Origin of the sequence: Acidovorax sp. 210-6 (assembly GCF_010020825.1) — a bacterium.
In the GTDB taxonomy this organism is placed as follows: domain Bacteria; phylum Pseudomonadota; class Gammaproteobacteria; order Burkholderiales; family Burkholderiaceae_C; genus Simplicispira; species Simplicispira sedimenti.
Map to the genome: position 1 here is coordinate 519,988 of NZ_JAACJE010000001.1, position 15,201 is coordinate 535,188.

At 58.8% G+C, this 15,201-nt stretch carries 7 protein-coding genes; 2 read left to right on the forward strand and 5 right to left on the reverse strand.

Translation table 11 applies throughout. The annotated features are described in order from the left end of the window. Nucleotides 1–10: 10 nt before the first annotated feature. Entirely contained in the window at nt 11–1,933 is a 1,923-nt protein-coding gene (gene glmS / locus GWK50_RS02490; RefSeq protein ID WP_162015144.1) for a glutamine--fructose-6-phosphate transaminase (isomerizing), read from the forward strand. A 465-nt stretch (nt 1,934–2,398) separates the two neighbouring features. Here glmS and GWK50_RS02495 read toward each other — a convergent pair whose 3' ends face one another. Beyond that, nucleotides 2,399–5,296 carry a DNA methyltransferase gene (locus GWK50_RS02495; RefSeq protein WP_162015145.1) on the reverse strand — a complete coding sequence of 966 codons (2,898 nt, stop codon included), beginning with the start codon at nt 5,294–5,296 and terminating at the stop codon, nt 2,399–2,401. Between the two features lie 841 nt (nt 5,297–6,137). Between GWK50_RS02495 and GWK50_RS02500 the strand changes: the two genes are divergently transcribed. Beyond that, nucleotides 6,138–7,142: a hypothetical protein gene (locus tag GWK50_RS02500; RefSeq protein WP_143225958.1), complete on the forward strand. Its 1,005-nt coding sequence runs from the start codon at nt 6,138–6,140 to the stop codon at nt 7,140–7,142. 366 nt (nt 7,143–7,508) lie between these two features. Here the strand turns inward: GWK50_RS02500 and GWK50_RS02505 are convergent, their stop codons facing one another. The 4 genes from GWK50_RS02505 to GWK50_RS02520 are packed head-to-tail and all read right to left on the reverse strand — an operon-like array spanning nt 7,509 to nt 15,200. Next, nucleotides 7,509–10,904: a helicase-related protein gene (locus tag GWK50_RS02505; protein ID WP_162015146.1), complete on the reverse strand. Its 3,396-nt coding sequence runs from the start codon at nt 10,902–10,904 to the stop codon at nt 7,509–7,511. Beyond that, nucleotides 10,901–12,964, reverse strand: a complete 2,064-nt coding sequence (locus GWK50_RS02510; RefSeq protein WP_162015147.1) for a hypothetical protein — start codon at nt 12,962–12,964, stop codon at nt 10,901–10,903. Before GWK50_RS02510 ends, GWK50_RS02505 begins: the two co-directional genes overlap by 4 nt. Then, nucleotides 12,964–14,217, reverse strand: a complete 1,254-nt coding sequence (locus GWK50_RS02515; protein ID WP_162015148.1) for a hypothetical protein — start codon at nt 14,215–14,217, stop codon at nt 12,964–12,966. The genes GWK50_RS02510 and GWK50_RS02515 overlap by 1 nt, the downstream gene beginning before the upstream one ends. Continuing rightward, a complete protein-coding gene (locus tag GWK50_RS02520; RefSeq protein ID WP_162015149.1) occupies nt 14,214–15,200 on the reverse strand; it encodes a WYL domain-containing protein in 987 nt (328 codons plus the stop codon). The genes GWK50_RS02515 and GWK50_RS02520 overlap by 4 nt, the downstream gene beginning before the upstream one ends. Nucleotide 15,201 lies beyond the last annotated feature (1 nt).

The window sequence follows — 15,201 nt, forward strand, 5'->3', positions numbered from 1 at the left end:
GGAGAAAACCATGTGCGGCATCGTCGGCGCGGTATCACGGCGCAACATCGTTCCCATTCTTGTGCAAGGCCTGCAGCGGCTGGAATACCGCGGCTACGACTCCTGCGGCCTGGCGGTGCATGCCGCCAGCCCCGATGTCGCGCGGCCTGCAGGCTTGCAGCGCGCACGCAGCACGGCCCGCGTGGCCGAGTTGCTGGCGCAGGTGCAGACTGAGCACATCGAAGGCGCCACCGGCATTGCCCACACGCGCTGGGCCACGCATGGTGCACCGGCGGTGCACAACGCGCACCCGCATTTCAGCGTTGGACCCGGCGCCGAGGCAGCCGCGGATGGCGCGCAGCGCCCCGGCCGTGTAGCCCTGGTGCACAACGGCATCATCGAAAACCACGAGGAGCTGCGCACGCAACTGCAGGCGCGTGGCTATGTCTTTGCCAGCCAGACAGACACCGAGGTCATCGCCCACCTGGTGGACAGCCACTACGACGGTGATTTGTTCCAAGCGGTACAGGCGGCCATTGCCGAGCTGCGCGGCGCCTACGCCATAGCCGTGTTGCACAAGGACGAGCCGCACCGCGTGGTGGGTGCACGCGCCGGTTCGCCGCTCATCCTGGGCGTGGGGCAGGATGGTGCCGAGCATTTCCTGGCCAGCGATGCCATGGCCCTGGCGGGTGTCACCGACCAGATCGTGTACCTGGAAGAAGGCGACCTGGTGGACCTGCAACTGGGCCGCTACTGGATCGTGGGCAAAGACCGCGCGCCGCTCACGCCTGCGCAGCGCCCTGTGCGCACCGTGCAGGCCTTCAGCGGCGCGGCCGAACTGGGGCCGTATCGGCACTACATGCAGAAAGAAATCTTTGAGCAGCCGCGCGCCATTGCCGACACGCTCGAAGGTGTGCAGGGCATCGTGCCCGAGCTGTTCGATGGCCTGGCCCAGGACGGCAAGCCGAGCACCGCCGCCTGGCGCGTATTCAAGGAAATCGACCGCGTGCTCATCCTGGCCTGCGGCACCAGCTACTACAGCGGCTGCACGGCCAAGTACTGGCTGGAGGACATCGCCGGCATCCCGACCCAGGTGGAGGTGGCCAGTGAATACCGCTACCGTACCAGCGTGCCGGACCCGCGCACCCTGGTCGTGGTCATCAGCCAGAGCGGCGAAACCGCCGACACCCTGGCCGCGCTGCGCCACGCCCAAAGCCTGGGCATGCGCCATACGCTCACCATCTGCAACGTGGCCACCAGCGCCATGGTGCGCGAGTGCGAGCTGGCCTACATCACCCGCGCCGGGGTCGAAATCGGCGTGGCCAGCACCAAGGCCTTCACCACCCAACTGGCAGGCCTGTTCCTGCTGACGCTGGCCCTGGCGCAGTCACGTGGGCGCCTGAGTGAAACGCAAGAGGCTGAACACCTCCAGACCATGCGCCACCTGCCCGTGGCCCTGCAGGCCGTGCTGGCGCTGGAGCCGCAAGTCATGGGCTGGGCGGAAGACTTTGCCCGCATGGAAAACGCACTCTTCCTGGGCCGGGGCTTGCACTACCCCATTGCGCTGGAGGGCGCGCTCAAGCTCAAGGAGATCAGCTACATCCACGCCGAGGCCTACCCGGCTGGCGAACTCAAGCATGGCCCGCTGGCGCTGGTGACCAGCAGCATGCCCGTGGTCACCGTGGCACCGAACGATGCGCTGCTGGAGAAGCTCAAGAGCAACATGCAGGAAGTGCGCGCCCGCGGCGGCGTGCTCTATGTGCTGGCCGATGCCGACACGCACATCGAAAGCAGTGAGGGCATCCACGTCATTCGCATGCCCGAGCATTACGGCGCCCTGTCACCCATCCTGCACGTGCTGCCGCTGCAACTGCTGGCCTACCACACCGCCTGCGCGCGCGGGACGGATGTGGACAAGCCCCGAAACCTCGCCAAGAGCGTGACGGTCGAATGACCGGCTATTCTGGGTAATTAAAGTCGTAAACACGCAAATAAAGTCGTAAACAAGCCACCAGCATTCATGCGGGTTTGCGGGGTGGTTATTTGTAACGGTAAAGTCGTAAACCCGAATTCAACGAGTAGAGAAGAGCTAGATTTGCGGAGCTGACCTCGGCCCGGTAAGAACTTGTTGCTATATAAAGAAGAGCGCTAGCTTTGAGCGCTCTTTTTTTGCGAGAACTTCTTGAGGTTCGAGCAGGCCCTACATGCCGCAATGACTGCAAGAGGCTGGTTGCGGAAGTTCGACGCCCGCGAGCAAGATGTCCGAGTCAATGCTGATAGCAGTCATCCACGACCGACTCAGCTCAGACAAGTGAACGTTCTAACGTTTAGACGTTATCCCTTCAAACCTCTACATCCACTAGGCAATGGCCTGCCTGATCGCACACCTCCCCGTGTTTCCGCTCGGGAATGCACGCGATCAAGGCTTTGCGCTGCGCTGCTTGTTCAACGCGAGCAAGCGGCCGAGGATTTCTTCATCAGTCCATTGCGGGGTGAAGTCGGTCCATCCGTATGCATCCGCCACAGCCTTGTCCAAGGCTTCGTGCGCCAAGTTCAACCACGCAGGGCTGACGTTGTAGAGGTTCGTAAGTGTCCGCTGTTTTAGGTCGTCTTCGTGTCCCGGCTTGGCTACGGGTCGCGCCGGGAATCCTGCGGCCTGTTCTTCTGGCGTGAGAGTCCAATCGGTCCATTCGGGCGGATTGAGGTAGTGGTCGCGCAGCTTGAATAGTTCTTTGGCGGCTGTTGCGATTGCCTGTGCCCTTTTATCGCTGGCGTATGCGGCGGCGGGAATGTTTGGCGTTAAGCCCTCCGGAAATGGGAACGTTTCGAAGCACGTGGTGTGCGTGTAACGCGGCCGGTCTTCAAGCGCCGAGCCACTACGCAACGCCCAAACTTCGTGGATACGGGATTGGAGAATACCGATGCTGGTGTCGTCATCGCGAGCGACAACGACAAGCGCATCTCCCGGCGTGACAGCAGAGTGCGTCCACGCGCAGAGGTAGTGTTTCGCGTGACGTGGAATTGAGATGAAGCGCGACAGCTTGTTGAGCGCTGCGAACATTTCTGGTCGAGGCCAAGCGAACTGCCACCACGGATACTTCTGGAAGTCGTTGAAGCGATCAGTATGCTGCCGATGCAAACGCACGTTCGAGATGGCCGCAAACGGCTTATCGAAATTGGCGGCGGACTTCTCATCGCGGCCCACGAAATTGACGGTGAATCTGTCAAGCGGGCGCGAAGTGATGTCGTCCGCACCCAAATAGGGACGAACAACGGCGGCCATGGACTCCCCGTTCACTGTGGGGGGCTCTCGCAGCATTTCTCTGGCTTCGTGCCCGTCCAAGCTAAAGCTGGCTTGCGGCAAGCCGAGCTTTTCTCGCAGCGTTCTTCTCACTGACGCTGACGGCGTCACGCCCTGAAATGACCTATTCAAGTTTTCAGGCAACTTAGGTGCCTTCGTCACATCGATGTCCGCTGTGAGGTCTGCGTGAATGGCTACGACTTCAATCCCATCAAGCTGTGGCTGCATCGCGCTTTGTCCAAACCCGGTCATGGAGACCCGCACAGCCGCGCCGTTGTCCCACCACTCTTCGTCGCTCCACGCTAGAAAGATGCGCGACTTCTCCAAGATGCGTTTGAGAACCTCGCGGTTCGCGCCGCCTCGAATGGAGTTCGTGGAAACCAGACCCGCCGCTTTTAGTTCGCCTGCTTCAATCTGCAAGCGTGCCTTCTCAAACCAGAAACAAACCAAGTCCACGCCGTTCAAGTTGTGGTCTCGATAGGCTTGACGCAATGCGTCCACGTAAGGCCCAGTCAGTTCGCCGCGCATCCTCTTATTGCCGATGAACGGAGGGTTGCCGACAATCACATCTGCCTTGGGCCACGCGGCTTTGCTGCCATCGGCGTTCAGCAGAGCGTCCCGGTGTTCGATGCCATCCAACGGCTTCAGAATTGGGTTCAGGCTGTGCTGCCAGCCGTTCTGCCGGCACCACTGGATGTCGCCAATCCATACCGTCACCCGCGCAAGTTCGGCGGCGAACTCGTTGATCTCCAGACCCAAAATGTTGTGCGGGCCGGTCTGCAAATTGACCTCGGCCTGAAGACCCAGTTCCTGCGCTTCCACCTGGGACCGCTTTTCAACATCGCGCAGGGCCTTTAGTGCCAGATAGAGAAAGTTGCCGCTACCACAGGCCGGGTCCAGAACCCGAAATTCGGCCAGACGAAGCAGAAAGCCTTGATAGAGCCCTTGGCCTTGCTTCAGAGCGTCATTTGCCCGAAATTTGTTGCCGCGCGCTTTCACCATGCCGAACCTGGGGGCGAGCTTTGCGATCTTTTCGTGCACTGCATGCCATTCATGCAGCAGCGGATCGCGCACGAGGGGTTCCACGAGCTTCGCGATGGTGCCTGTGTCGGTGTAGTGCGCGCCCAGAGCCGCGCGGCTGCTACCCAGGCCACGTTCGAAAAGCGTGCCGAAGATTGTGGGATCAATCGCGCGCCAGTCCATGTCGGCGGAGGCAGAGCGCAGTGTTTCTAGATCGCTAGCGGTGAGTGCTGGAACCGCTATGTGCTTGAACAAGCCGCCGTTGAACCATGCGATGTCGTCGTTGCCGTACTCACCTCCGGGCGCTTGCATCGCCTTGAACAGCTTAGTGATGCGGTCTGCGGCCTTGGCCGCGTCATTCTTGGCTGCGGCGAGCAAGGTCGTAAAGATCTTCGTCGGCAGCAGCCCTTCGTCTTCGGCGAACATGCAAAACAGACACTGCACCAAAAAGTGCGCAACCTGGTTGCTGTTGACCCCGCGTTGGCGCATGGTTTCGGCCAGCTCAGCATAACGATGAGCGGCTTCTTCAGTGACAGCAGCGGTGGACTTTTCGGGCCGCAACTTCAGCGGCTCGGTGAAAACCCATCTAAGGATTTGCCGCTGGCCGTCATCCACCAGATCTTCGATGCGGATTTCACGCGGCTCGTCTGGGTATCCGGTAAAGGCGGTGTGGATGATGATGCGCTCGCGGTCGCACACCACGAGCAACGGTGGGCTTTCGAGTTGCAGTGAATAGTCGGTGAGTTGCTTGAGGGCCTTGTCGAGGTCGCGGCCCGGCTTCTTGTTCTCCCACGCGAAATGGTTGCGCTTCCAAACATCGGCCCAACCATCCTTGCCACTGGACTTCTTGGCGCCGCGCTCAAAACAATAGTTGTCGGGGTCGCGCGGCTTGTCGACGCCGAGCAATTCGCACAGATCATCAAAATGGGCCTGCGCTCCAGCACGTTCGGTGAGTTTGTTGTGTTGCCAGCGGGCGATAAATTGGGAGGGAGTCATTCGAGTTGTTGCTGGTGCGTAGGACTGTGGCCCCAGCGAAGGGGGCGGCGGCGATCCGCTGATCATGCAACATTTCGTAGCCGTTCAGGTGAGACCCTCTGCTCGCAAGCACCCCCTTGCTGCACTTGAGCTATCAGACAATCTGCCTTGAAGCGGTGAGGTGTTGGCGCAGCGCGCCCTGCCGACATGCGCTTTTCCAAGCCACGCAGAATTCACGCGCAGCGGCCCTACCGCAGTTCAATCATGCGACCTGACCGCGACCGGTATATGTTGCCGAATGACCGAAAAGGCCGCAATCGGCGACATTCGAATATGCATGCCCAGACGACAGCTTTCGCTGCAGAGGCGACTCCAGACTTAAACCGGAGTCGCCTCGCGCGCATCCTCCACCCGTAGGTAGAGTCCTTCGCTTGAGCGGAGCCCGTACATCCCGATCAGACAGGAGAATGGAATCACATTTCCACTGCCGACGCGTCATTGGGAGTGGGCTTATTTGAATGTTCTAGCCTCGCTCAGAGGGCGTTGCCTTGCATCTGAATATCTCACCAGTTCACTACAGCTCATCTGGGCTGAGCCTCGTCTTCACGAGCCAATGCCACTTCGCTTGCTGCGAGCAAACTTGAGCTTGGGGCAGTCGATGACATCGCACGGATAGTCCAACCCCGCAATCGGGCGGTGCGCCTACAGCTACAGGTAGTGAAAATCAGTGGGCAGCTCTTCTTTTATTGCAATCTGGACACTTTTGCAATGGTGAAAGTCTGGAAAAAATTCTCGCAAAACAGCTAAACAAAACGCTCGCTCAAAAGAATAGAGATAGACGATTTTTAGAAAGGAAAACGTCATGTCACGACCATCCACCGCGCCAGCCAACGATCCGACTGAGACAGAATTTTTCGAAGCCCTTATGGCGCAACTTATGCAAGGCTCCATGATTCCGAAGGTCCAGGTGGAACGCTCCATCGGGCCAATACTTGGCTTCTTTCTAGCGGAAGCCTTGTCAGCCGCCTTAGACGAGGACCTTGTGTCACTATGCCCTGAGTTTCCCATTCGTAAGATGCGGCTTGACGAATCTGGGAACAACCAGTCGACCAACATCGACTGGCTGATGTTCAGTCGTTCGAAGAACGATCTTCTGCTAGTTGAGCTTAAAACCACAGATACCTCGTTCCGCGAAGAGCAATCTGATATCTACAGACGTTTGCAGGACACCATCGCCGAGAGGAACTCGGCGGCCTTTTTGATTGAAGAACTTCAGTCGATCGCTTCAGCTTCTCAGGAAACGGGCAAATACAAAACGGTAACAGCAATGCTCGAGCAGGCGTTGCGCGTTCCCGAAGGCGGTCTGCCACAGGCTCTCGGGGAAGTCAGGAATGCCCGGATCATCTACATCGCTCCTGAGGTCAGCAAACCTAGTGCGTGGCTTGATAAGGACCCGGCGATGTTGTGGTTTTCCTTCGGGGACTTGCCTGAATCTATTGAACACCGCTTCGCCAATCACTGGCCAGCAGTCCGGCAAAGCCTGGTCAGCCTGGATACCCTTTCGCGCCGAATTCGCAACGGCGCCGTGCAACGGGTAGACCAAGGTAAGAACTACCGTTTTCTGCTGTCGCTTGATGACCTGCTCGAGCAATGTCGCAAGGATAGTGGCGCGATAGTTGTCGGCCTCATGAACTGGCGCTTGGCTTTGCCCACTATGACAGCTGATCAGCTCCGCGCGAAGACTTACAAATGCGACTTCGCGCAGGGCGGAATCGGGAAAAAACTTGATAAGAACTGGATACCTGGAGATCAGTTCTTGGCGCAGGCTATCAAAATGTTGGACGTGAATCACGTCGACAGCCGGTAGGCTCTGTGATGGGAGTCGTGAAAGGCTGAGTCTCGGGACCTGCGAGCACCTATTGGAGCTATAGCCATCAATAATTCCCTGCCGCCTGCAAACGACTAGAACAAGTCGGAGCGTCGCGTCTCCTTCAGGCTGGTCTCGAACATTCACACTTGTGGTGCAGCCGGCGGCTGGGCGATTCAAAGCCACTCCTGGTTGCAGTTCTCACGCTGGAGCATCTTGGAGTAGCGCTCGCCACTTCTTGGTTGAACCGGGTACTGCAATCAGCATGGCCCTCACCACAGTGCTCGCCTTCAGCCAAAACCCCTAGGCTTCTAGCAGCGCCTTGACCGTGGCCAGGATCTGGTCGGCAATTTTGTAGAGTCCCGACTAAGGGACGCCCGGTATGGCGTTCGATTCAGCGGAAAGATCCATGCGGATCAGGTCAACCAATTCAGCGGGTAGGGACGCCAATGGAGCAGCCGAGATATTCGTTGCAACGTCCTCGTCCGCGTTAGTCGGGTCTGTGTTATCCGGATCGTCAAGCCGCTCATCAACGTCGGTCGGAAATTCAGGTTGTCCCAAAAGCACCTCGAACTTTTGTGCGCGTGAGTGGAGAGTCTTGAAGCGAAACTCGTCGTAGTCGAACGCTAGAAATGGCACGCCAATATCAAGGCGGTGCTGTTGCGGATCAACCTGATACAAGCGCTCACTTAGGGAGCCGACCCGATCGAGGCGACCGGTTCGCTGCTCAAAGCGCGCCGGATTCCATGGGAGGTCGTGATGGATGATCTCATCACAATTGAGGTGGAGGTCGATACCTTCGGAACCAATCGCGGTGCATACCAGGATGTCAGGTAATAGTGGCGAATTGAACGCCGCGCATCGGCTGATCCGGGTCTCCGGTTTAACCTCGCCGTGGAGTTCGGTCACGATTTCCTCGTCCCGCAGGTAGACGCCCTTCCACAAGCTCTGACGACGCGAACTGTGCTGTTGCGGCCGACGAATGCTGCCTTGGGCGTTGCAAAGCTGACCCAGGAAGCTCTCAAGCCGGTGCCAGGGTGAGCGCAGGGGATGATCGGTCGAATGAGCGATGAGCTCGACAGCTGCCACCCCAAGACGCTCTGCTCGTGCGCTTCCGATGCTAGCCAGGGCGTCGAGTCGCAGCAGGATCTTGCGCAATCCTTGACCGACATCCAGCAAGAGGTGGGCAAACGCAGACAGGTCGGCCGATCCCGCGCTGTTCTGAAACTGATCGCACTCGTCCTCAAGCAGATTCCAGAGGCGGGCATGCAAAGCGCCCGAGTCGGCCACCGGGTGCCAGATTGTCGGGCCATTGGTGATGTCTCCTAGTGCGTCCACCAGGGGATTGGCATCCGGTTCGTCCTCCGGGTCATCGTCGAAAGACTGTAGCTCCGGATTGGACTCAAGCCGCAGATAGACGCGGAGGGCTACTTCGGACTCCAGGATGCCTCGGAACATGTCCGTACACAAGTTGTGCGGGGAGTGGGCAGCGAGCAATAACAAATCGAGGATTTTGTCGCGCTGACGACTGTTAAGGCGGCCGAGTTGCTCCTCAAATCGTTCCAAGGCAGCTGAAATCTCTTCCTGACTGGCAATGTGTTTCTCAGAGTTTCTATGGGCGGCTTGCCACGAGCGGCTCCAGTACAGCTCCACTGCCTGGTGGTCCCTGAGGATGTCGCGGCGCATGCGTTTGGTGTCATCGATGCTGATCGACTTGAAGTCCTCCTTGGCAATTCGGTTGCGCAAGATCTGGACGATTTCGTCTTGGGTCGCCAAGCGTTCGCAGAAGATCAACGTTTTGCTGCCGGCCCGGAAATTGGCCAGCGCCCGATCGACGGTCGCCGAGACTTTTGGGTGTGTCGTCCGGCTCAACGCTGATTCGAAGAATTGGAGGTAGCGTTTGGTTGCGCTGGAAACGTTGGCGCCCGAAGTCAGGTCTTTATTGCTCTCCCGAAACGCGCTAAAGCTCGATGCAAAACCGCTCAAAAGGTGCGCGTTCGCCTCTTTACCACTTTGCAACGAATCCTGTCGGACGCGCTGTTCGACCCGCATGCCTAAGTAACTCAGTAGGGCGGCCGACGTGTCCCCTAGACCGACTGTCGTGTAGAGCGCGCTGCGCGGTTGGGCGTAGTTTGGGGAACCGCCTCGCACATAGTCGCTTCCGGCATGGACATGGCGCTTGTCGCGCGACTTCGTATGCCGGATGACGACTTTGGACAAGCCTTGCCGCAAACCCTGAATCGACTGGTGGTAGTCGACCAATGCAGAAACAAAGGCAGCAAACTCCCCAGAGCAGGGATTGTCTGCCACAAAAGAAGACAAGGCAGCGAGGCGACTCGCACCATCATGGTTCGGATGGGCGTCGACGAAGGACTGGAGCAGGCTGACGTCCTCATGGGCGAGCCGACCCCAGGCGCCCTGGAAGTGGGCGCTGGCGGCGAGGCAGCGTGATGCGTGTCCGTCCGGCGCGATCAATTGGCGAACGATCTCAAGCGACTGGTCGTGCTCTGCGGCCACAAATTCGAAGATTCTTCCCAACTCATCCTGGTGTAGCTGGAACGGCGTTGCCGACATCATCAGTTTGTAGGGGATTGCCTCACGGAACACCTGCGCGAAGTCCTGCGCTCCGTTACCGCGGTTCTTCCAGTTATGTATTTCGTCGATGACGCTCAGGGCGATATTCGCCTTCCGAAGCTTGGTTTCGACGATGCGATCAGAAAGTGCCTTGATGCATCGCTCAGGATGCTCACCCAACAGATCCGCGACGACTTGCTCGGATCCGACCTCGGCAATGGTTGCGTCGACCACTGCCTCGAACCCCCATAGCTTGGTCGAGTAGAGTTTGCCGAGCCAGTCCCCAAGGACCTCCAATTGTTTCTTCTTGCTCGCTGGCGCGTCCGGCAATTGGCAGACGAGGTTGGATTTTTCGACCGATCGAATCACGCCCTGTCGCGTCTGCTCGCGCCGGCGCTTGAGCGCACGCGACACGATGTACGACGCGAAAAGTTTTGACTGCGGGTTGTTCGACTTGGCCCGGCGCAACTTCGACATGGCGACCACGTAGACGTTGGGCTCCATGGCATCCTGCTGCGCGCCAAAGTCGCGAAGCAGCTCCTTCAGGAAGTCATACGACTGGTCTGCGGCAAGATCCCCGGCCATCTGGTCGAAGCGTTCTGGTTCCAGCGACTTCTGCTCGTCCAGATAGTTGTTCAGCGCCAGCTGCGACAGATGCGAACTGAGCGCCAGAACGTCCGGATGGAGGTCGTCGAGCCCATCGCAGATGGCCCATCGTTGCCGATGCTTGCCGCGCTTACGGCGCGCGTCAAACCACTTCAGCACGAGGTACGCGAAACTCCTAAGCATCGTTTCGGAGATTCGGGGGACGTCCACGTTTTCATAGTCGTGCAGGTTCTGCACCAGGTCCCAGTAGCCACCTACGACGAGTGGGCGCAGCTGTTTTCGCCCCTTGTGCTGAAGGTAGTCGCGATTGAACGTGCGGATTTCCTGTTCCCACTTCGCGCTCAGCAGATCGTTGGGAACTACCAGCAGAGCCTTGAGATTGTTGCGACGTGTTTCGAACAAGTGAGTGGCGATTGCAGCCAGCGCGGTATAGGTCTTGCCCATGCCGACCTCATCGGCTAGCAGCACGCAAGCGATTCCCTTTTTGTGACGCTCGCGAATGACCGTGGCGGTGTAACGCTGCCGATTCCAGTCTTCCTGGATGCGCGGGTCAGGAGCCTGTTCGTTGAGAAGTTGTTTCATGGTGCGGACCGCAATTGACCCACGACGAACGCGTGGTAATCGGCAGCCAGGGCGTCGGATCCCTTGGCAGCGTCAAGCGCTGACCTGATCCCTGCTACCAGTTTGGCGAATTCAGTGCGTTCGGTTGCCGAGGTCTGTCGCGCCAAAGACTCAACAAAGAGACCCAGCTCACCAAGCTTGAACAAGCGATCGGCCGGCTGCTGCACGGGTTCGCGCTGCAACAAGGTCGCCAGCCCCGAAAGGGGTTCGACGACTTGGCTACGAATGGCACGCTGGCGGGCTGATGGCTCGTCGACCTTGAGCGATTCGGCTAGGCGCCGTTCGAAGCACCCCTCAACACTGGAAAACAACGAGAGGTAGTGCTGCATGGCGATCACACAGTTCGCTTCGCGATCGACGTCAAGCATCGCGACCGGCAGGGCCGCACTGTTACGGCCGTCCAGCCATTGCGTGGATTCTGGGTCCTCCCCTTCGTCGGCACCGTTGGGATTAAGGTGGAAGGCCAGCCAATCCCAACTGGACGCATGTATCAGGGCTTGTCGGTCGGCGATGATTTCACCACCGTACTGGAACGGGAACCAGAAACTTCGATCGCCCTTTTGCCGATGCCGAAACTCGAGCGTGCGGCCGCCGAGCAGCGTGTTGCGGAACTGGCCGATGGGGATGTCCTGTGATACGCCATCAGCAAATGTGAGAAGCATGTCTGCCCAGTGGATATCGTATTCCGCCATCCGCTCCAGCTGCTTACCGTGCACCCTAAACCGGAAGCAATCGGCACCTGGTGACGGGGCGAGTACGACGAAATCGATGAAGCCCGGAAACAGCGCATCCTCGCCGATCTCCTCAGGATCAGACTTGGGTGGGGACTCAGGCGGTAGCGCCGGGAGTTCTTCGAAATGATTACTGGGTGCGACCGACAAGCCGCGCAAAACGATCTCGCGCAAAGCGTGGGCGTTGTTGATCCGTTCTATGAAACCCAGTTCGCGGTTGTCCCCGAGCCAAGCCTTACGCGAAAAATTCGCGCTGCCCAGGTAGGCGATGCCGGCGCCATCCCCCGTCGCTAGCAGCAGGACCTTCGCGTGCAGCACGCGATTGAGTGCCAGATCCTTGGTAGATTGGCTGCCCTGCCGTTCGATCCGTGCGCGTTCATCAGCGGAGATCGTTTCCGGAATCAGGCGAAGGGCCGATTGATCCGGAGCGAAATGCTTGCCGAAGTGGGCCTTGGAGAGGTTCGCTTGATTGGCTGCATCGGTGACAATTTCCAGGCGGGAGAGCGTCGGGAAGCGGCGGCTAATCTGCTCGGCTAGGCAATGAGGGGCGGGGTTTTCGTCGAAAAAGGGGGAGACGGCAAAGAGGCTCGACGGTACTTGCCCCGGGAACCAGGCATTCCACTGGTCAACCAGCGCGTCGAGGCCGGAGCGCTCCCCGTAGCCGGAAGTCAGTAGATGACCGGGCTTCTCGGGGGCCGGCGGTGGAAGCCTCCAGCTGCTTGTTCGCGCATCCAAGGTTGCCATCGCAGCGGCCAGCGCCGATTGCGATGACGCTTGCGCCTCGGTCATGTAGTGCTCCCGAAGAAACGTCATCCATTCGACGAGAATGTGCGTATCCGCCGACTTTGCGGACTGCCAAGTCCATTCCTGTAGGACCTCGCGATTGCGGAAGAGCCCGGTGTAGGTCAGGTTGAAGCTTCCAACGACCAACCGGATCGCCTTACGGGTGACGATGCAGTAAGCCTTGCTGTGGTGACAGGAAAACCCTGGGGTCTTGCAGGGGTGCAGTTCCAAGAATTGTGGCAGGCGACCGAATGGTTTGGTCTTGCGTGCATCGTAGAAGACCACGGGCCTGATGGTCGACAGCAGCTTTAATCCGGAACGGGCCAGGTCCTTTTGTTCCTCCAGTGCGCGGTGTTGCACCAGATTCAGGAGCTGCTGCTCATCGAACTCAAAGGTGAGAACCATGAGGTGCTCAATCGGATCGTCCTCTGCGAGCGCCACGGCTGCCGAGAAGATTTCGGAGAAATTGAGGAAGTCGCCGGACGGCATTGGAAGCTTTTTCGCCATCACTGGATTCCTGCGTACTGCTGCCACAGCTGGGCCCGCTCAAAATGCCAGTTGCGGCGATAGCGCCATTGGGTAGCCGACAGCAGCGTTTCGGGCGCATCGGCGACCGATTTGAAAAACTGCATGAATTTCTGACCATCGACGCGATCCTGGACAGCGATCGCATCTCCCGTGATGAAGGGGGACGTTCCCTTGCCGCGCTGGTGCGCCGAGTGGTGGGCAAGGACCGTCGCCACCATCGTCGGAAAATCCGCTATGTTCTCTAGAGTGCCCGGCAGTGCCCAAAACTCACGTGACCCCTGCACGGCGCGGAACGCGCGCGCGGCCTCACGAACGTCGTTCGTGACCTGGGTTGGCAGGGTATTGGCGGACAGACCGATCTTCTGGACGTAGTCCAGGCGCCTGACGTACTCCCATTCGAAAACAAACTGGACGAGACCCGATAGCCGTTCGAAACAGTTGCAAAGCTCGATTCGACGGCAAAGCTCCGGGTGGGCCTTGTAATGCGCCAGCAAGCCCTGGAAGAAGCTAGTGTAGGTATCGACCTGGCGGCCGAGGGCAAGGACGTCTTCGGGAACCGGCTCGTCCCATAGCGGAGCAATAAGGGGTTCACGGCTACAAAGGTCATGAATTAGGGCTTGCCAGGTTTTTCGCTCTGCAGACTCGGGTTCGGCATCCAGGCGATAAACCCGCGCCCACTCGTCGAGTGCAGCATCGGCAAACAAATCGACGCCCGACATCCATCGGGTCGCAAGGTTTGCGAAATCAAATCCGTTCCGGTGCTGCCAGGCTTCGGCAAGTGCTGCGCCGCTGGCGGACAACCCAGCGCCATTGGGCTGGAGAATTCGCCACGTCGTGCTGGGGCCCCCGTAGTGGCCCAGTGCACCGTAGTTGAGGCGCGCATACAAAGCCGGTCGTTTTTTCGCATCGTCCAAGCACAAGTAATCCTGGCCGGTGAGAGGCTCGTACTTAGTCACATTGATGACCGAGTCGCCACCACGAACGCTCAACACACCCCAGAGAATCTCAAGGTCGCGCACCCGCCGAAGGAAGTTCTTTTGGCCAGGCTTCAGCGAATTCCGCTCCAGGAAGCTGAACGCAAACGCCAAAAAACCTTGGTAAGCGGGATGGTTCGTCAGAACTGTGAAAGGGCGGAAGAGTCCGGAGGAGATTTCCCCCGCAGGTTTCAGGTAGCCCAGCGGGTCAACGGAGTTGCCAGCGGATTCGGTGATAACGAAATCGGTAAATTTCATGGCGTGAATGTGGACTTTGCTGAATTTTTTCTCGTGCGGCGCACACGGGAAACGGCGTCCCCAAACCCACGCAACCACCACTCCAGCATCGCGCTGTCAACCACTGTTGCCGTGATTTCCAATTCCCCGTCCTCTAGTTCAACCACTTGTTGGTCGCTGGACAATGGTGACTCCATGAGGTGCAACCCCGCACTGCGTTCAATGCGGAAGACCAGTCGGACCTTCTCTCCCTCACCAAACCCAAAACGCCCGTCATCGTCATAGCGCTTGAGGTCAAATGTCTTGGGCCGCTCGAAGGTGAGCGTTGAAACTTCGGCTGCAGCGATCCGATGCAACGCCAGGTTGCGTTCGTTGTCAAAGCCCTGGTAACGGCAAACGAGATACAGCCGCGATCCCTGTTGCACCAGGCCCAGCGGCATCACGTCTGCGCTGGTGCGTTTGCCGCCTGCATTCTTGTATTCGATGTGCAGCCAGTGATTGCTGTACAGCGCTTCGCTCACTGCCTCAAACACACCGGAAACAATCTTGGGCGGTAGCAACGGCTGGCTGGTCGCCACCACTCGTACCTTCCCAGGCCATTCGCGTTCCAGGCGGGCGCTGCTCTCCAGACCCAGATTGCGTCTCGCTTGACTGAAAAACGCATCCATGGACTTCATTAGCCGGGGCGGCAACAAGTTCTTGAGGTGCTCCTGCGCCAATTGCAGCAGCAGAGACTCTTGGGGCGTGAGGTTGGGCACAGCGAGTGCTTTAGACTGCTCCAGCCATCGATAGCCATAGGGCTTGCTGCTGTCGTCGCGCTCGATTTCGAAGTGCTCGCTGAGCATTTCCAGCTGACGCTGGATGGTGCGCAGTTCTCGCTCCATCCCTGCATGCTTGAGTTGCTGGTGCAGTTCACTGGCAGTGACCTTGCGGCCACGGGGAATACGGCGCAGCAGTTCGACAGCGAGCTTGACCGTTTCGAGGGTGTCGGATCGTTTCGCCATA